Source organism: Paraburkholderia sp. SEWSISQ10-3 4 (genome assembly GCF_030464785.1).
Classification (GTDB): Bacteria; Pseudomonadota; Gammaproteobacteria; order Burkholderiales; family Burkholderiaceae; genus Paraburkholderia; species Paraburkholderia aspalathi.
Window position 1 is genome coordinate 1 of sequence record NZ_JALPRI010000007.1, and the last position, 17,963, is coordinate 17,963.

17 protein-coding genes are annotated in these 17,963 nt (G+C 61.6%); 8 read left to right on the plus strand and 9 right to left on the minus strand.

Going from position 1 to position 17,963, the window contains the following annotated elements; genetic code table 11:
* Positions 1 to 91 precede the first annotated feature (91 nt).
* Positions 92 to 982 carry a LysR family transcriptional regulator gene (locus tag M0D68_RS16265; RefSeq protein ID WP_093635776.1) on the minus strand — a complete coding sequence of 297 codons (891 nt, stop codon included), beginning with the start codon at positions 980 to 982 and terminating at the stop codon, positions 92 to 94.
* A gap of 136 nt (positions 983 to 1,118) precedes the next feature.
* Between M0D68_RS16265 and M0D68_RS16270 the strand changes: the two genes are divergently transcribed.
* Both M0D68_RS16270 and M0D68_RS16275 read left to right on the plus strand, forming a co-directional pair.
* Positions 1,119 to 1,844 (plus strand): pirin family protein, encoded by a 726-nt coding sequence (locus M0D68_RS16270; RefSeq protein ID WP_093635779.1) that lies wholly within the window; start codon positions 1,119 to 1,121, stop codon positions 1,842 to 1,844.
* A gap of 96 nt (positions 1,845 to 1,940) precedes the next feature.
* Positions 1,941 to 2,354, plus strand: coding sequence for a DoxX family protein (locus M0D68_RS16275; RefSeq protein WP_054035376.1), 414 nt, complete (start codon positions 1,941 to 1,943; stop codon positions 2,352 to 2,354).
* 88 nt (positions 2,355 to 2,442) lie between these two features.
* On the opposite strand, the gene M0D68_RS16280 is transcribed toward M0D68_RS16275, so the two are convergent.
* The 5 genes from M0D68_RS16280 to prpR form a co-directional block, all read right to left on the minus strand.
* A complete protein-coding gene (locus M0D68_RS16280; protein ID WP_093635781.1) occupies positions 2,443 to 3,597 on the minus strand; it encodes an alkane 1-monooxygenase in 1,155 nt (384 codons plus the stop codon).
* Between the two features lie 480 nt (positions 3,598 to 4,077).
* Positions 4,078 to 4,665, minus strand: coding sequence for a hypothetical protein (locus M0D68_RS16285; protein ID WP_211706685.1), 588 nt, complete (start codon positions 4,663 to 4,665; stop codon positions 4,078 to 4,080).
* Between the two features lie 285 nt (positions 4,666 to 4,950).
* Entirely contained in the window at positions 4,951 to 6,543 is a 1,593-nt protein-coding gene (ahpF, locus tag M0D68_RS16290; protein WP_093635785.1) for an alkyl hydroperoxide reductase subunit F, read from the minus strand.
* 152 nt (positions 6,544 to 6,695) lie between these two features.
* Positions 6,696 to 7,259, minus strand: a complete 564-nt coding sequence (ahpC, locus tag M0D68_RS16295) for an alkyl hydroperoxide reductase subunit C (protein ID WP_093635787.1) — start codon at positions 7,257 to 7,259, stop codon at positions 6,696 to 6,698.
* 148 nt (positions 7,260 to 7,407) lie between these two features.
* Positions 7,408 to 9,405 carry a propionate catabolism operon regulatory protein PrpR gene (prpR, locus tag M0D68_RS16300; RefSeq protein ID WP_211706686.1) on the minus strand — a complete coding sequence of 666 codons (1,998 nt, stop codon included), beginning with the start codon at positions 9,403 to 9,405 and terminating at the stop codon, positions 7,408 to 7,410.
* Positions 9,406 to 9,575: 170 nt separating this feature from the next.
* Between prpR and M0D68_RS16305 the strand changes: the two genes are divergently transcribed.
* The 4 genes from M0D68_RS16305 (at position 9,576) to M0D68_RS16320 (ending at position 13,605) form a co-directional block, all read left to right on the plus strand.
* On the plus strand, positions 9,576 to 10,457 hold the full coding sequence (locus M0D68_RS16305; protein ID WP_211706687.1) for an oxaloacetate decarboxylase: 882 nt from the start codon (positions 9,576 to 9,578) through the stop codon (positions 10,455 to 10,457).
* Between the two features lie 274 nt (positions 10,458 to 10,731).
* Positions 10,732 to 12,168, plus strand: a complete 1,437-nt coding sequence (locus tag M0D68_RS16310) for an MFS transporter (protein WP_211706688.1) — start codon at positions 10,732 to 10,734, stop codon at positions 12,166 to 12,168.
* A gap of 114 nt (positions 12,169 to 12,282) precedes the next feature.
* Positions 12,283 to 12,717 carry a GNAT family N-acetyltransferase gene (locus M0D68_RS16315; RefSeq protein ID WP_211706689.1) on the plus strand — a complete coding sequence of 145 codons (435 nt, stop codon included), beginning with the start codon at positions 12,283 to 12,285 and terminating at the stop codon, positions 12,715 to 12,717.
* Between the two features lie 240 nt (positions 12,718 to 12,957).
* A complete protein-coding gene (locus M0D68_RS16320) occupies positions 12,958 to 13,605 on the plus strand; it encodes a cation diffusion facilitator family transporter (RefSeq protein WP_093635796.1) in 648 nt (215 codons plus the stop codon).
* Between the two features lie 6 nt (positions 13,606 to 13,611).
* On the opposite strand, the gene M0D68_RS16325 is transcribed toward M0D68_RS16320, so the two are convergent.
* Positions 13,612 to 14,493 (minus strand): 2OG-Fe(II) oxygenase, encoded by an 882-nt coding sequence (locus M0D68_RS16325; RefSeq protein WP_200651876.1) that lies wholly within the window; start codon positions 14,491 to 14,493, stop codon positions 13,612 to 13,614.
* A gap of 108 nt (positions 14,494 to 14,601) precedes the next feature.
* A complete protein-coding gene (locus M0D68_RS16330) occupies positions 14,602 to 15,081 on the minus strand; it encodes a nuclear transport factor 2 family protein (protein ID WP_211706690.1) in 480 nt (159 codons plus the stop codon).
* Positions 15,082 to 15,345: 264 nt separating this feature from the next.
* Here M0D68_RS16330 and M0D68_RS16335 point away from each other — a divergent pair, with 264 nt between their 5' ends.
* Both M0D68_RS16335 and M0D68_RS16340 read left to right on the plus strand, forming a co-directional pair.
* A complete protein-coding gene (locus M0D68_RS16335) occupies positions 15,346 to 15,996 on the plus strand; it encodes a hypothetical protein (RefSeq protein ID WP_244869769.1) in 651 nt (216 codons plus the stop codon).
* Between the two features lie 149 nt (positions 15,997 to 16,145).
* A complete protein-coding gene (locus tag M0D68_RS16340; protein ID WP_266210779.1) occupies positions 16,146 to 17,498 on the plus strand; it encodes a DUF2325 domain-containing protein in 1,353 nt (450 codons plus the stop codon).
* Between the two features lie 23 nt (positions 17,499 to 17,521).
* On the opposite strand, the gene M0D68_RS16345 is transcribed toward M0D68_RS16340, so the two are convergent.
* A complete protein-coding gene (locus M0D68_RS16345; RefSeq protein ID WP_093636141.1) occupies positions 17,522 to 17,845 on the minus strand; it encodes a winged helix-turn-helix domain-containing protein in 324 nt (107 codons plus the stop codon).
* Between the last annotated feature and the right edge of the window lie 118 nt (positions 17,846 to 17,963).

The window sequence follows — 17,963 nt, forward strand, 5'->3', positions numbered from 1 at the left end:
TAACAAAACAAGGAAAGGCACGAAAGCCAGAACAAGGAAAGGCCAAAGCCCCAGGCACACAGACAAACAAGCGCCGCGCCGGCAAAAAACATCAACCCATCAACCTCTTCCTCAAACTCTCCCGCAAAAACTCAACAAAAACCCGAATACTGACAGAGCTCTGCCGATGCTGCGGATAGACAGCATAAACAGTAGTCGCCGAAGGCAAGAACTCCTCGAGAACAGTCACAAGCAACCCACTCCCCACCGCCTCAGCAACAATAAAATCAGGAAGCCGAACAATCCCCAACCCAGCCACAGCCGCATCGCGAACCAACTCCCCATTATTAGCCCGAAGCGGCCCACTAACCTCGACTCCCTTAGAAACCCCATCAACAACAAAATCCCAACTCACAACCCCACCATGCCCATACAACAGACATGAGTGCCGCGCAAGATCAGCAGGCACAACCGGCGCCCCCCGCCTCCGCACATACCCAGGACTACAACACACCACCATCCTGACATCCACAAGCTTCTGCGCAATCAAAGTGGAATCCGGCAACGCGCCAATCCGAATCGCCATATCGAACCCCTCGCCGACCACATCGACAGTACGATCGCTCAACTCCATATCGAAGCGCACATCTGCATGCTCGCGCAGAAAGCTCGCCACCAATGGCGACAGATGCATCATCCCAAACGACATCGGCGCACTAACCCGCAAGAGCCCGCGCGGCCCGGCGCGCCGCAACGACATCGCCTGCTCGGCGTCTTCCACCTCACCCAGAATGCGCCGCGCACGCTCATAAAACTCTTGCCCGAGTTCGGTCACAGCCAACTTGCGCGTATTGCGGATCAGCAGTTGCACGCCGAGCGCCTCTTCCAGCGCCATAACGCGCCGGCTGACGAACTGCTTCGACAGCGCCAGCCGTTTTGCTGCGGCGGTGAAGTTATGGGCGTCGACCGTGGCGACAAAGATCCGCATATCATCGAGTTGCATCGTATTGTCCACCTTACGGAGACAGTGTTTCCTATATACATCCGATTATAACCATCCTGATTGACCTACACTGTCATTCATGGATCGCGGCCAAACATCCGGCCGGATCGCACAACCGGAAACAAGGAGAAATACGATGCTCGAAATCAGACACGCCAATCAACGCGGCCGCGCGGAGCACGGCTGGCTTAGCTCGCGTCATACGTTTTCCTTCGCGAACTATCACGATCCGAAGCAGAACGGCTTTTCCGACCTGCTCGTGATCAACGACGACCGTGTCGCACCAGCGCAAGGATTCGGCAAGCATCCGCACCGCGACATGGAAATTTTTTCGTACGTGCTGGAAGGCGCGCTGGAACATAAGGACACGATGGGCACCGGCTCGGTGATCGTGCCTGGCGACATCCAGTTGATGAGCGCGGGAACCGGCGTCGCGCATAGCGAATACAACCATTCGAAGACCGACCCGGTGCACTTCATGCAGATCTGGATTGCGCCGGCGCAGAAAGGCACCACGCCGCGCTATCAGCAACGGCGCTTTGGCGCGGACGAGAAGCGTGGAGTGCTGCGCCTCGTGATGTCACCGGACGGTGCGAACGACTCGCTGGTGCTGCAACAGGACGCGCGGGTCTATGCCGGTCTTTTCGACGGTGACGAAACTGCGCGCCTCGAACTGGCCAGTAATCGCTATGCTTATATTCACGTGGCGCGCGGCAGTGTCACGGTAAACGGCGTCGAGCTTGGCGAAGGCGACGGCGCGCGGGTCCGCGGCGAAGAAGCCCTGACCTTCACGCAAGGTCACGACGCGGAGGTGTTGGTGTTCGATCTGCGTAATATTGAAGTATCGGAGTTGTGGGCTTAAGCGGCTCAATCCTGTCGTTAGATCTGGCCGGCTCAAGCGTGGCTCGCCGCGAAGTTTGCGGCGAACCGCACCGTCCCTTACCTACAGAGAAAAATCATGCGCTATACGCTATTTGAAAACCAGAAAGACACGGTCCTTCTCATCGCCCGCATCCTGTTGATGGTGCTGTTCGTGATGTTCGGCTGGTCGAAGCTGACCGGTTTTTCCGGCACCGTCGCTTATATGACGTCTACCGGCGCGCCTGCGCCTGAGTTGTCGGCGGCCATCGCCGTCGTGATGGAACTAGTGGTGGGCATCGCGCTGCTGGTGGGCTTCTATACGCGGCCACTTGCGTTGCTGCTGGCGCTCTATACGCTCGGCACCGCGATCATCGGCCACCACTACTGGAACATGACGGGCGCGGTGCAATACGACAACATGATCCACTTCTACAAGAACATCAGCATCATGGGTGGACTGCTGTTGTTGTGTGTGACCGGCGCCGGCAAGTACTCGATCGACCGGCGTTAAAGCCACGCTGCCGCAGTTCGATAAACTCGATAAAAAAAGCCGCCCGACACTGCCCGGGCGGCTTTTTCTTTGCAAGAAGCAATCCACGTTAGCCGGCAAACTGCGCCAGCACGCGCTCACGAATGGCCGGCCGGATATTCGACTGCGCCATGTTGCCTTGATAATGCGCGACCACACGCGGGTTCATCACGCGGAACCACAGTGGCGGCACGTACGCGAGCATGATCATCGTCGCGTAACCGGAAGGCAATTGCGGTGCGCCATCGAAATGACGCAGCGCCTGGTACGAGCGCGTCGGATTCGCATGATGATCGGCATGACGCTGCAGCTGATAGAGAAACAGATTCGTCACGATGCGATTACTGTTCCATGAGTGCTGCGGCTGGCAGCGCTCGTAACGGCCGCTCGCGAGTTGCTTGCGGCCGAGCCCGTAGTGCTCCAGATAGTTGACCACTTCCAGCAACGAAGCCCCGTACGCTGCCTGAATCAGCAGAAACGGAATCACCGCTTTGCCGAACAGCGCGATCATCGCACCCCATAGCACTACCGTCATGGCCCACGAGTGCAGGACTTCATTGCGCCATGTCCAGGGCGATTTGCCGAGGCGTTCGAGCCGATGCTTCTCGAGACGCCACGCCGACGCGATGCTGCCGAATACCGTGCGCGGCAGAAACCGCCAGAATGATTCGCCATAGCGCGCGCTCGCCGGATCGGGCGGCGTAGCGACGCGCACGTGGTGTCCACGATTATGTTCAACGAAGAAATGGCCGTAGGCGACCGGCGCCAGCGTGATCTTGGCGAGCCATCGTTCGAAGCCATCCGTCTTGTGACCGAGCTCGTGCGCGGTATTGATCGATACGCCAGTCGCCGCGCCCAGTGAGAGCGCAAAGCCCAGATAGTCGTACCACGTCAAGGCGTGCGTGCCGACGATCCACAGCGCGCCGAAGAACGACACGTATTCGATGAAGGTAGCCAGATAGACCACGCGACGGTAATAGCGCTCCCGTTCGAGCGTGGCGACGACTTCCTCGGGTGGATTGCTCGGATCGTCACCGATCAGATAGTCGAGCACCGGGATAATGCCGAACACGAAGATCGGCCCGAACCACCAGAAAATATGCCAGCCAGTCTGCAACGCCAGATTGGCCGCATGCAGCGGCAAGGTGATGGTCAGTGCGCCCAGCAGCCACAGATAGCGCTTGCTGTCGACCCACCGAGCGGGGGCCGCCTGCGATGTTGCCATTGTCTCCCTCCTTGTTTTATGTCGCCTGGCATCGGCAAGCTGCGCGCTTGCGAGCCAGTACGCATGTCGGCGGGACCGTGCCCGACTCCCAGATTTATATGGCCTGACGGGTGGGATAGCCAAGGAATTAGCCCAGGTGGGAGGCTCCAAACGAAGGGGCTGTTGATGGGGCGTTCGGGGTGGGCGTTGAGCGGGTGAATGAAACGGGTGTTTGGGTGCGGCAAACGCTGCCTGCGAGTTGCAGCCCAGCGTGGGCCTCCACCTGCTGCAGTGCGTCGCGCCCTCGGCCGCTTGACCGCGGCTGGTCAAATTCATATAATCAGACCTCAAAACTACGTACGAGCGGGTGTGAAAAACGTAGCGCCGCCCGGGTCACCGGGTTCCACCTGGAGTGGAAATTTCACCGCAAGGTGAATAGAGAGTCCCGCATGCGACGGCTGCCGAAAGGCAGCCGTTGGTTTTTGTGGCTTGCCATCGCGGCTAGGGGCGTATCTTGCGCCCCTCATACGTTGCCCGCAGCAGGGTTCTGAACGCAACCTTTTTCGCTTGCCGCTGACGCTTCGTCAGTTCTTTCTCAAGAAGATAGGCAGACTGAACTCGTAGAATCAGACGCTGCTTTCTTGCCCTATCCTTCTCCACTTCAAAGAACACGGCGTATAGCGACGATGTGCCATCGGCATTCGTTTGCTGCAGCGTCATGAAGTTCGGCTGCTTTTCGTCGGCGACGACAATTGGGCGCTCACCCATCGTCACAACCAAATCCCGCAGCAGGTTCTTCGACAACTCATAGCGGACCGGATCAAGAACTCGCTGCTCACGACCGTCGTTATAGATCTCGACGCTCGGAATTTCAGCGCGCACTCGTCCATCCCGAGCAAAGCTGCGGGAAAAGCAATGACACGAGAACATCACGAGCACGGTTATCGCGCAACCCCGACCAAGGTCGCATTTAAAGGCAAAAGAATCGAGGTGACTCAGGTCCCACGTCGTCCCAAGGTGAACAACGGGTTGAAAGCAGTGAGTGGCATATTCGGGCGATTCAAACACTTGTACTTCAAACTTCGGCATAGATAATCGACGGCTTTGGATCGGTCAATATTCTACGTCTGTCGAAGTCGTTCGTTTTCCGAAATAACACTGTCAAATGGCATAGGAATCTGAGCTTTTTTCAAAGCACACTCAAGACCTCCGAGAAAAGCGATTCCTCAGCAGGGCGGCGGTCAGATTGTCCTGACAGACTGCCGTCCCATCCTTCGCTCAGCCAAAAACAAATCCCGCTCAAAAGCGGTCCTGATCTCACCGCAAACAAAAACGGCGGCCCTCAGGCCGCCGTCCATTACGCACACAACACCATCAAGCTGTCGCTTCAGTTTCCACTTCGCTCACCACTTCGTCCACGTCGCTGCTACGGATCAAATGATCGAACGCGGAGAGCGATGCCTTCGCACCCTCGCCCACAGCAATCACGATCTGCTTGAACGGAACGGTGGTTACGTCGCCGGCGGCGAACACGCCCGGCACCGAAGTCGCGCCACGTGCATCGACGATGATCTCGCCGTGCTTCGACAATTCGACCGTGCCCTTCAGCCATTCGGTATTCGGCACGAGACCGATCTGCACGAAGACGCCTTCGAGTTCGATGCTCTTCGTTTCGCCCGAACGCAGGTCCTTGTAGACCAGACCGTTGACCTTCTTGCCGTCGCCGGTGATTTCCGTGGTCTGTGCCTGCGTGACGATCGTCACGTTGGCAAGGCTGCGCAGCTTACGTTGCAGCACTTCGTCGGCACGCAATTGCGCGCCGAATTCGAACAACGTTACTTCGCGGACGATACCCGCGAGATCGATCGCCGCTTCGACGCCCGAATTACCACCGCCGATCACCGCAACGCGCTTGCCCTTGAACAGCGGACCATCGCAGTGCGGGCAGTAAGCCACGCCATGGTTACGGTACTCGCGCTCGCCTGGCACGTTGATTTCGCGCCAACGGGCACCTGTTGCCAGAATGATCGTCTTCGCCTTCAACACCGCGCCGTTCGCCAGACGCACCTCGTTGATGCGGCCCGGGATCAGCGCTTCAGCGCGCTGCACGTCCATGATGTCGACTTCGTAGCTCTTCACGTGCTGTTCGAGCGCCGTAGCGAACTTCGGTCCTTCGGTTTCCGTTACGGAGACGAAGTTCTCGATCGCCAGCGTATCGAGCACCTGACCGCCGAAGCGTTCCGCCACGACACCCGTCGCAATACCCTTGCGCGCCGAGTAAATCGCCGCAGCCGCACCCGCCGGGCCACCGCCGACGATCAGCGTATCGAACACCGGCTTCTTTTCCAGTTCCTTCGCCGCACGCGCACCGGCATTGGTGTCGAGCTTCGCGAGGATTTCCTTCACACCGCTGCGGCCCTGGCCGAACACTTCGCCGTTCATGAACATGGTCGGTACCGCCATGATCTGGCGCGCTTCGACTTCGTTCTGGAACAATGCGCCGTCGATCGCCACGTGGCGGATGCGCGGGTTGATCAGCGCCATCACGTTCAGTGCCTGGACGACTTCCGGGCAGTTCTGGCATGACAGCGAAAAATACGTTTCGAATTGATAGTCGCCGTCGAGACTGCGGATCTGTTCGATCACCGCGTCTTCGAGTTTGACCGGATGGCCACCGACCTGCAAAAGCGCGAGGACGAGCGACGTGAATTCGTGCCCCATCGGAATGCCTGCGAAACGGATACCGGTTTCCTTGCCCGGCTCGCCGATCGAAAACGACGGCTTGCGTTCGCTGTCGCCGCGACGTTCGACCACGGTGACGCGCTCCGACAACGTCGCGATATCGCTCAGCAATGCCAGCAGCTCTTGCGATTTCGCGCTGTCGTCGAGCGAGGCGACGATCTCGATAGGCCTGCTAACCTTTTCGAGGTAGGATTTCAACTGAGTCTTGAGATTGGCGTCCAGCATGGCTATTCGATTCCGTGACGAGGGGTGTTGGATCCCGGGCGCCGCACGCATCCGGGTAGGAGGCGTGCAGTCCGGGGACGTGCGGACCGCGGTATCAAGCGGTCCGCACGGCGATGCGCCGTGAAGCGCGTACTGCGAAAGGCTTTTAAACCTTAGATCTTGCCGATCAGGTCGAGCGACGGCGTCAGCGTTTCTGCGCCCGGCGTCCACTTGGCGGGGCAAACTTCACCCGGGTGAGCCGCGATGTATTGCGCAGCTTGCACCTTGCGCAGCAGTTCGCCAGCGTCACGGCCAATGCCGTTGTCGTGAATTTCGGCCAGCTTGATTTCGCCTTCCGGGTTGATCACGAACGTGCCACGCAGTGCCAGACCTTCTTCTTCGATCAGCACGTCGAAGTTGCGCGAGATTGCCAGGGTCGGGTCAGCGATCATCGGGTACTTGATCTTCTGGATCGTGTCCGACGTGTCGTGCCATGCCTTGTGCGTGAAGTGCGTATCGGTCGAAACGCTGTAGATTTCGACGCCGAGCTTTTGGAATTCGGCGTAACGATCTGCCAGGTCGCCCAGTTCGGTCGGGCAAACAAACGTGAAGTCAGCCGGGTAGAAAACGAAAACCGACCACTTGCCCTTCAGGCTCTCTTCAGTGACGGTCTGGAAGTCGCCATTGTGATAAGCCTGTGCCTTGAACGGTTTGACTTGACTGTTGATGATCGGCATTTACTGAGTCCTCTTTCGGAGTGGTTGGAAAGTGGAGTCAGTATGTCAGACGTCGCTTAATAGGTAAAGCGGTGTGTTTAAATTATTTCAATAGTTTATTGCTATTTGACTGGCTACCGGTGACTATTGCGTTGCACAAATCCTGGGATCAGTCTCTCATGAGCCGCCAGAGGGTCGTGCGGCCGATTCCCAGCGCCCGGCTTGCTGCAGCGCGATTGCCGCCAGCCTGTTCGAGGGCCCGAACGACATCCTCGCGGGTGGGTGAGCGACGGGCCGAGAGGTCGCCGGCGGCGTGGGCAGGAGCCACGGCTCCAAGCACGTCCGCGGCTGTCTGCCGCATGCGCCCAAATTCCGGAAACACGGCCTGCAGATCCTGCCACTCCTCGCTGGCCGAATCGCTCAGATAAATCGCGGCGCGCGCCAGCAGATTTTCCAGTTCCCGTACATTGCCGGGCCACGCATAGTGTTCGAACAAGGGTGTGAGGAACGCCAGCACCCGTTCGAACGCTGCGCCCGACAGCCCATACTGGAGCGCGCTGCGGTTCAACAAATGCCGCGCCAGTTGCGCGACATCGCCGCGTCTTGCGCGCAGCGGCGGCAATTCTATCTGAAGCAGATTCAGCCGGAAATACAGGTCCGCGCGAAACGCACCCTGCTCGACCAGCGCGTGCAGATCGCGATGGGTGGCGGCAATCACCCGCACGTCGACGGGGGTCGCGCGCCCGGAACCGAGCTTCATGACTTCGCGCTCCTGCAACACCCGCAGCAGCCGGCTTTGCAGCGCCGCCGGCATCTCGCCGATTTCGTCGAGGAAGATCGTCCCGGTGTGGGCGATTTCGAATAAGCCCGGCTTGCCGCCCCGGCGCGCGCCGGTGAACGCACCTTCCTCGTGACCGAACAGTTCGCTCTCGATCAGCCCTTCAGGAAGCGCCGCGCAATTGAAGGCGACAAACGGATTGCCGCGCCGCCGGCTGGCATTGTGGATACCCTGCGCGACCAGCTCCTTGCCGGTGCCGCTTTCGCCGCTCAGCAGCACGGTGGCGTCGTGAGCCGCGCCTGCGCGGGCCAACCGCCGCGCCCGCTCCAGAGCCACCGAACTGCCGATCAGATCGTCCAGATGGTGCCGCGCGACCAGATGCTTCGGCCGCTGGCTGGTACGCAGCGAGCGGTCGATTCGTTGCGCGACCAGCGCGTCCTGCACCGTGACCACCGAGCCCGAACGCACGCCTTGCTCGAGGATCGGCACACAGTTGACGATCAGCGCGCGGCCGCCGATCTGCTCGATACGCTCCTCGACCGGCAGGTCATGCTCAAGCGTCTCGCGCAGTAACGGGCCGACAGAGCGCGTCAATTGCGCCGGAACGTCCTGTTCGCGGTCGAGGCCGAGCAGGTCGAGCATGGCCGGATTGACGGCTTCGAGCTGGCCGGCGTCGTCGAAGGCGGCCACGCCATCGCGCAGATGGGCGACGATCGTGTTCAGGCGCACCCGCTTCGATTCCTTCTGGCGGCTCACACGCGCCAGCTCGACCGAGCGCTCGAACGCTTCTTCGACCGCGCCGAGCGAATACAGGAAGACGCCCTCAAGACCGGCTTGCTGGGCAAAATCGCAGGCCATGCCGGGGCCGATGATGACGCTGCAGCCCTCTGCGGCGAGGCCCGCAACCGCGAGCCGCACTTCATCGATCGAACGGTAGGCGCGCTGTTTCAGGCCGACATTCAGCCATGCGCTCAGGTCCGCAAGTTCGTGCGAGATGGTTTCGTGCAGGACAAGGCCGATCTTTGCGCCGGGCCAGGTGGTCGTGGCGCGGGTGATTGCGCTCAGTACGTCGAAGCCGTTCACCTTGACCATCACCACCGGCACGCTCAGGTTGTCGCGCAGGTAGGCGCCGTTCGATCCGGCTGCCAGCACGACATCGACCGAACCCGCGTCCACATAGGCTTGCAGGGCCGTGACGGCGGCGCCATAACCTTCCCGGACCGAAAAAAATCTGGCCCGCCCGGTATAGCGCGGCGCGACCGTCTCGCAAAGCGATTGCAACCGGCTGATACTGACTAGGGCGACGCCTGGTCGGCCGGAATTGGAACTGGCAAGGGACGACGTGAACGTGGACACTGCGACACTCCGCTCGTAGCTGAAACGTTCCATGAAACGTTTCGTGGAACATATTGGCTATTCTGCCACGAACAGCGGCACGGCCCCTTTCCGCCTAAGCTTTTGATTGTCCGGCACAAATCGTGAAACGCGGCAAATGGCATGCTTCCTGCAAATTGAGCTCAGCGTTCTATCACCCACTTCCCATCTGGAGAGACACCGTCATGAGCACTTCCGCTAATCGCCGCGCCGCGTTCCGCGCCAAAGTCAATCAACGCCAAGGCCTGCTCGTGCCGGGCGCCTTCAATGCGATGAGTGCGCGCGTGATTGAAGACGCCGGCTTTGAGGCGATCTACATCACGGGCGCGGGCGTCACGAATATGTCGCTCGGGCTGCCCGATCTTGGCTTCATCGGTCTCGCTGAAGTCGCCGAGCATTGCGCGCGGATTCGCGACGCGGTCGCGCTGCCGCTGATCGTCGACGCCGACACCGGCTTCGGCAACGCGCTGAACGTGCGCCAGACCGTACGCGTGCTCGAGCGCAGCGGCGCCGACGTGATCCAGTTCGAAGACCAGATCATGCCGAAGAAATGCGGTCACTTCTCCGGCAAGGAAGTCGTCAGCACGAGCGAGATGGTCGGCAAGATTCGCGCCGCCGTCGACGCCCGCGAAGACGGCAATCTGCAGATCATGGCGCGTACCGATGCGGCTGCCGTCCACGGCATCGAAGACGCGATCGAGCGCGGCCATCGTTTCATCGAGGCCGGCGCGGACATTCTGTTTGTCGAAGCGACTGAATCGCTCGCCGACATCGAGCGCCTGCCGGGCCTGTTCGACAAGCCGCAACTGATCAACCTCGTGATCGGCGGCAAAACGCCGGTGCAATCGCGTGAAGCGCTCGCCAAGCTCGGCTACGGCATCGTGCTGTACGCGAACGCGGCGCTGCAAGGCGCGGTGCTCGGTATGCAGCGCGCACTCGGCACGTTGAAAAGCAATGGCCGCCTCGATGAAGACGCGACGCTGGTCGCGCCGTTCAGCGAACGCCAGCGCCTTGTCAACAAGCCGCTGTACGACAAGCTCGATCGCGAATACGCAGCGAAGGACTGAGCGGCAAGAAAGCCGTGTTTCCGGCGCGGCCCCGCCACGCTGGCGCCGCGCACCGCTGTCTGCAGCGGCTTGTTGCGTTACGATGCAGAGCTGGCTGACGCCAGACAGGCCGCGACCTCGTTGCCCGTCCATCGAGGAATGCCGGAAACACGTTTTCAAAAGGTTGTCGCAAGAACATGAAGTCATCACAATCGCGCGGGACACGCCGGCACGCTAAGGACGCCAAACGCGTCATCGAATCCACCCGCAGCAGCTACGTGTCGAGGACGGCGCCATGACCGGCGACACACGTAATTCACATGTCGGCTGGCTGCCGTACATCGTCGCGGCCACCTTCTTTATGGAGTATCTCGACACCACGGTGATCGCCACTGCTTTGCCGCAGATGGCGCACTCGTTCGGCGTCGGGCCGAACAGCCTGAGTCTCGGCATGACGGCCTACATGCTGGCGCTGGCGATTTTCATCCCGGTGAGCGGTTGGGTTGCCGACCGCTGCGGTTCGCGCACGGTGTTCTTCAGCGCGATCGGCGTATTCACGGTGGCTTCGGTGTTGTGCGGCTTGTCGCAGAACGTGACCGAATTTACCGCCGCGCGGCTGCTGCAAGGCATGGGTGGCGCGATGATGGTGCCGGTGGGCCGTTTGATCGTGGTCCGCAGCACGGAAAAGAGCCGGATGATGCAGGCGATCTCGACCATCACCTGGCCGGCCATTGCCGCGCCGGTGGTTGGGCCGCCGGTCGGCGGCTTCATCACCACCTATGCGTCATGGCGCTGGATCTTCCTGCTGAACGTGCCGTTCGGTCTGGCAGCGATGGCCGTTGCACTCGCGCTGGTGCCGAACCTGCGCGGCACCGAACGCAAGCCGCTCGACGTCGTCGGCCTCCTGCTGAGCGCCACAACGCTCACGGCGATTCTGTACGGCGCTGAACTGGCGAGCCAGCCCGGCGAAAATCCCTGGGTGGCGGGCGCGTTTATCCTGGGCGGATTGCTGATGGGCGTGGTGGCGTTCCAGCATGCGAAGCGGCACCCGCATCCGCTGATCGACGTCTCCACGCTGAAAATCCCGACCTTCTCCGTGACTGTGGTAACCGGCTCGTTCACCCGGATCGGCATTGGCGCGGTGCCGTATCTGATGCCGCTGCTGTTCCAGATTGGTTTCGGGTTGTCGGCGTTCAAGTCGGGCCTGTTGCTGCTCGCGAGCGCGCTCGGCAATCTCGGCATGAAGGCGCTGACCACGCGCATCCTGCAACGCTACGGTTTCCGCATGGTGTCGATTATCGATGTGGCCGTGGCCGGTGTTTTCATCATTGCCTGCGGGCTGTTGACGCCGAACGTGCCGCTCGCGCTGGTGCTGTTCGTCGTGTTCATCTACGGCGTAGCGCGCTCGATGCAATTCTCGACGCTTGCCACCCTCGCCTACGCTGATGTCGCACAACCGCAGATGAGCGCCGCCAGCACGCTGTGGAGCGCCGCCGCGCAGATGACGATCGGTCTGGGCATCGCCTTCGGCGCCGTCTCGCTGCGCGCGGCGGCGTTCTTCAACGGCGAGACGACCGGCCGCGTATTCACCCTGGACGATTTCCGCCTCGCGTTCCTGTTTGCCGGCGTGCTGACGCTGGTGTCCGTGACCGGCTACCTGGGCCTCGCGCGCGACGCCGGACAGAGTATTGGCGGCGGTTCGCGCGGCACCGAAGATCCGGCGAAGGGCTGAGCTCGCAGCGGGCCGGAAGGATGAAAAGGTTTGAAGCGGAGTTGAAGCAGCGGCGCAGTGCCCAACCGGCACCGCATCCTTTGATTGCTTGATCAGAACCAGCGGGGACGCGCAGTGCAAGCGAACGATTTGACGATTTCGAGCAGCAAGGCCGACCTCGACATAGAGATGGTCTACGCGTTTCTGTCGCAGGAAACGGCGTGGGCGAAGGGCATGCCGCGTGAGACGTTCGACCGGGCGATAGCGGGGTCGCTATGTTTCGGCGCGTATATCGAAGGCAGGCAGATCGCGTTTGCCCGCCTGATCACGGACCAGGCAACATTCGCCTACCTGTGCGATGTATTCGTGCTGCCGGCGTACCGTGGCAAGGGATACGCGTCGGCGTTGATGAAGCATGTATTCGGCAGCCCGTCGCTGACCGGTTTGCGCAGAATTGTGCTGGTGACGACAGACGCTCACCACGTCTACGAACCGCACGGCTTTAAGGGATTGGCAACGCCGGAGCGTTATATGGAAGTGCACAACCCGGACGTTTACAAGACGGCTTAAGCGGAGCGCGGGCGGCTGCTGACGGGACCGCCTATTGACATAGCACGCGCGCAGGCCGGGCGCCCTGTTCGCCTACGTCCGGGCGGACGAACTGCTCCTGATCGCCGGCAGCCGTTGCAACACTGTCATCTGCGCGCCACGTTCGACGGGTACTTTTCGGCGACAACATAACCCGTCCCGACCCGATGCCACAGCCTACCGTGCGCGACAGCCACAGCCGCACCACACAAGGCGGCCGCCTTGCTTAAAGCCGCCTCCACCAGTGCGCTGCTCAACGCCTTTCTCATGGCGCTGCAGATTGCCATCGGCCTGACTGCGCATTCGGACGGGCTGGTCGCGGACGGTGTCCACACCTTGAGCGACCTGGCCGCAGACGGCGTCGTGCTGATCGTGCTGTACCTCAGTTCGAAACACCTGAACGCAACGCCGCGTGAAGGGGACGGCAGCACCACTCAAGCCTTGGCATCCCTCTTCATCGCCGTCCTGCTGATTGTTACGGCAGCCCAAATGCTCTGGCACAGCATCGGCCAAACCGCCACGTTGAGCGGCAACACGACCATGCAAGTCGGCGCGCTCGCCGTCAGCGGCTTCGTCACGATCGCCAAGGAAATGCTGTTCCGCTACCTGCGTGCCGAAGGCCAGCGCACCGGCTCGGCGATTCTGCTGGCAAGTGCATGGCACGCGCGAATGGATGCGGTGTCGGCGCTGGTCGCGACATTGGGAGTGGCCGGCAGCATCGCGGGCATGCCGATGCTCGACCACGTGGCCGGCGCGGCGATCGGCCTGATGATTATGCGCATGGGCTGCGTCGGCGCGCGCAGCGCATTGAAGCAACTGTTAGCAGCCGGTGATCCGGGAAAAGCAGCCGCACCGCACGCAGCCGAATAGCGCGTCTCAGCCGTACGCGCGCTCGCGCATCCACTTCGTCATGATCCATTTGTCGCCGCCGAGCACCGGCGCGCCGCCGTGCAAGGTCAGAGGATCGAGTTGACGCTGGCCGTTCATATAGCGGAAATACACCGCCCCACCCTTGACCGCCGCGACTGACATGCCCGCTTCCGGGAAGATCGTTTCGCCACCATCGGGCACGTCGTTCAGATAGATCACCAGAGTCGACACGCGCTGGCCGCCCTGGGCGGTGTGCACCGCGCTGCCGGGCTGATCGGGCGGGAAATAATCGAAGTGCGGGCGATATTCGCCGGTGGTGCCGTAATGCAGAATCTGCAGCCCCTCGCCGTTTTCAACCGGCCAGTTCATCAGGCTCGAGATGCGGCGGTCCATCTTTTCGATGAACGCGTCTTCCCCGCGCTGGTACCAGATGCCTTCGCTGGTGCGGTTGCGGATCACGTCTTCCTTGCCGGTGGCGGGATTGACCGTGGTTGAGCGTTTCAATCGATGACGCGAACGCTCGATCATCTCGTCGCATTCGTCGGGCGAAAGCACATCCCCGAACACGATCACCTGGGGCCGCTCGCAGCGCATCAACACGCGGACGTCGCGATCGTGCGCACGGATCACATTGCCGCGTGCAACGGGCGACTCGTCGTATTGGTAGGTTTGTGGCGAGGTTTTGACGAGAGCAGCCTCGGTCGCTACGGCCTCCGACGCCGCTCCTGCGTCGGCCGGGCTCATGCCGAACGCTTTGCGCACTTCCGCGCGCGCGGCTTCCGTGGCGAAGCCGGCTTGCACCATCGCGTCGATCATCGAGTCGATGCTGCAACCGCGCGCTACGTTGCTGCTCAGCCACGCTTCCCATGACGCATCCACTACCGGCATAGAACTCCCCGCTTGTCGATATCACGAAATACTGCATCAACTGGCCGGTTCATAGCAAGACTGGGGTATGCGCCGGGATGCCCCCTGGTCGGCCCCGGGGCTCACCCGTTAAGCGCTGCGCTGCCGGCGTCGATAGAGGTCGAGGCCTTTTCTCGCCTGCGCCCTGATCGCGCCCTGTACGAACGGTGTCCAGCCGAGCAGCAGGCCCTTGAATCCTAAAGCCTGACGGGCCCAACGCCAAAGGTCGAAGGTATCGCGATGTTCGACGATGCGGCCGTCGCGGAACACGAAGCGGGCGTCGATGCTGTTCACCACCGTGCGGCCCGTCTGACTGAACGTGTAACGAGCCACCCAGTGGGCGCGGCCGTTGAGCGCGTCCGCTTCGACGCCGTCGAACGTCAGCGAGAAGTCCTGCGCGCGCGACACCAGCATGCGCCACATGTCGCGGGCCTCTTCGCCACGCAGCTCGCCAAAGGCCGGATCGCTGAAGACCACATCGTCGGCATAGCAGCCAGCCATCGTTTCCGCGTCGCGTTGCTGGAACGCGGTGTAAAACCGCTCGATCAGTTCGGTGTTGGGATGGCTCATTTTCTTGTGTTTATGCGTTACCCGGGCAGCCGGTCGTGGAAACGGCCCGGAAAGGAGCGCGCGCCTGAGCGCGCACGCTGCACACGATATCGGAAAATGGGGCCGCCGGGTCGGCGACGCCCACCCGGTAAAACCGCCGCGGCTACCCTCACGCCGCCTTTCGTTATATCCTGTCGAATATCACGGTATGCTTTTGTGCAGCGCAGCGACCCGCCCGCCAATCGCGTACGACCAAGCGAAACAAGCAAGCAGGAGCCAGCAGCAGTGCCTAGTCGATCCACATCGCGACCCACATTGCGATTCCCGTCGTCCGACCCGGCGGGACGTCGCCCGAAAGGACTTCCGTCGACCATCGTCGCGGTGAAATCGGCGTCCGAACGTGGCCGCGCCGAACTGATTCGGGATGTCGTCGATGCTTACCGGCGCCTTTACGGCAGCGTGCAGCGCTTCGTGCTGATGCTGACGGGCGACCAGTTGAACTTCGCGTCGGTGGGCACGTCGGGTTCGCACTCACTGAACCAGTTGCTGTCGATCCTGGCCGAACAGGCCAAGGCGACGGCCTTTGCCCGTCTGCGCGATCTCAAAGCGTCAATCGAAGAGGCGCGCTCAGCCGAGCAACTTCGCGACGCGATCTTCTCGGATGCGTTCAGCAACGACCTGGCCGCATTACGCAAGGTGGTGGCGGAACTCGAACGGCTCGATACCGCGTTTATCGGTCTGTGCGTCGGGCATGTTCTGGATCAGCATGCACGGGCAGCCGGCGGCGCAGCGCCGGCCGTCACCCGTCGCGCCGCCGGCCGCACCACCGCGGCAGTTCCCGCCGCCGGTGCCACCACTGCTTCTGTCACCGCTTCAGCCACGATCACGCAGCGCAAATCACGCGCAGAGCGGACGCTCGTCCACCCGAACGACTAATTCGTCATTGCCGCATATGAACGTTTTCTTTCGCCGATCGCTATATCTTTTCGAATATATCGCCGATATCAGCAGCAGCGCCTGCATGGCGCGGATGTCCAGCACGCACGTTCAGTCAGCCTGACGCCAGATCCGGATTCGAGGTCCTCATGCACACGCCGCCGTTTCGTCTCGCCCAGCCTTCGCGTCTCAAACTGTCCGGCGACGAGCTTGCCGGCGCCGGCTTGCGCGTAGCCGATCCGTGCTGCACGCCCGCCAAGGAGTCGTTTTCGAACACCAAACGGCGCGCGCGCCTCGCCGAGCTCGATGGCCAGCTGCATTGCTCGATCATCGGCACCTGTCTCAGCACGCATGAGCTGCGCAAGCTGGTGCCTAAATTTACCGGCCTCGATCGCCGGGACGCGAGCGATCTGGAGATTCATCACTCGGCAGTCGAACTCGCGATCGATGGCGGCGCGGGCGCCAAAGCCCTGCACAAGTTGCTCGACGAGCACTATGCGGTGGCGATCCGCCGTTTCGACAAAGCCGCCGACGATGTCGAGTTGCTGAAGCTCTGGGACGAAGCGCTGAAAAGCGGTGAGATCCCGCCGGCTTACTGGGCCCTGATGACGCATCCGTGCGCGACTCTGCATGTGCGCCAGAAAGCGTTCGGTGAATTGCACATGCTGTCGCATCTGGTCGGTGCGGCGAATCGCGCGGACATCCGCAGGCTGGTTGCGCTCGAAGCGGAAAACGCCGAGTTGAAAGAGAAAGTCGAGCGGCAACAAAGCCGCTTGCAGGAACTCAGCACGCAGCGCGACGCAGCGATCGCCGCGCTCAACGAGCAGATCGCGCAACTCACCGCCCTCGCCACACGCCAGACGCCGACGGATCCTTCCGATCTCGAAGTGGAGATATCAAGGCTGCGCGACAAGCTCGCCGACAGCGACCAGCGGGTGGCGTTGCATACGAGCCGCCGTGAGGCCGCTGAACAGCGCGTGCTGCAAGAACAAGGCGCGGCACTCGCGTTACGCAAGAGCCGTGATGAAGCGTTGGCGCAGCTCCTGTTGGTGCAGAACGAATGCGACGCGCTGGAACGCGCGACGATGAATTCAACGGACGGCAACCATGGCGCGCAGATGCGGCAAGCCAGCCTCGACAGCGTGCGCGGCAAACGGATTGTCTACGTGGGCGGCCGCCCAAGTTCGAATGCCGCGCTCAAGCGGCTGGTGGAGGCCGCCGGCGGCGATTTCGTGGTGCACGACGGCGGCGTGGAAGATCGCAAAGGTCTGCTTGCCGCCGCGCTGCCGGGCGCGGATATCGTCGTGTTTCCGGTCGACTGCGTCGATCATGATTCGATGAATACGCTCAAACGGGTGTGCGAGCGCCATCAGATCGACTATCACCCGTTGCGTACGGCAAGCGTGGCCAGCTTTGTGGAATTGGTGGACCGGCTGCGCCCCGAGCATCTTGCCCAGTTGGGCAATCCGTCGCCCTCGGCGTTTTGCCTCCGCCACGGCTGAGCGGCGAGTACGAGGGGCCGTTCTCAGGAACGAATCAGCCGGGTCAACTCGGCGATCTGTTTCGCGCAGCTTCGCTGGGCCTCGTCTTCGACATCGCGGTACAGATGAATGATGCGTTCGCCGACCGGCGTTAGCGTACAACCGCCGCCGCTTTGACCGCCCTGCTCCGAGTGCGTGGCAGGCGTTTTGAGCGAGCGGTTCAACTCGTCGATCAGCAGCCAGGCGCGCCGGTACGACATGCCGAGGCTGCGCGCCGCAGCCGAGATCGAGCCGTACTCGCGCACGGCTTCCAGCAGTTCGACTTTGCCCGGTCCGAGCGCGACAGCGTCGCCGCTGCGGATGCGCATTCTGAAGCGCACTTCGGGGCGTGGTTTCGCGGATTTTGTCGCGGGGCTTGGTTTGGTTTTCGCGGTATCAGCCATGCGCGAAAGCATACACGAACCGTCTCGCGCTGCCATCCTGGCT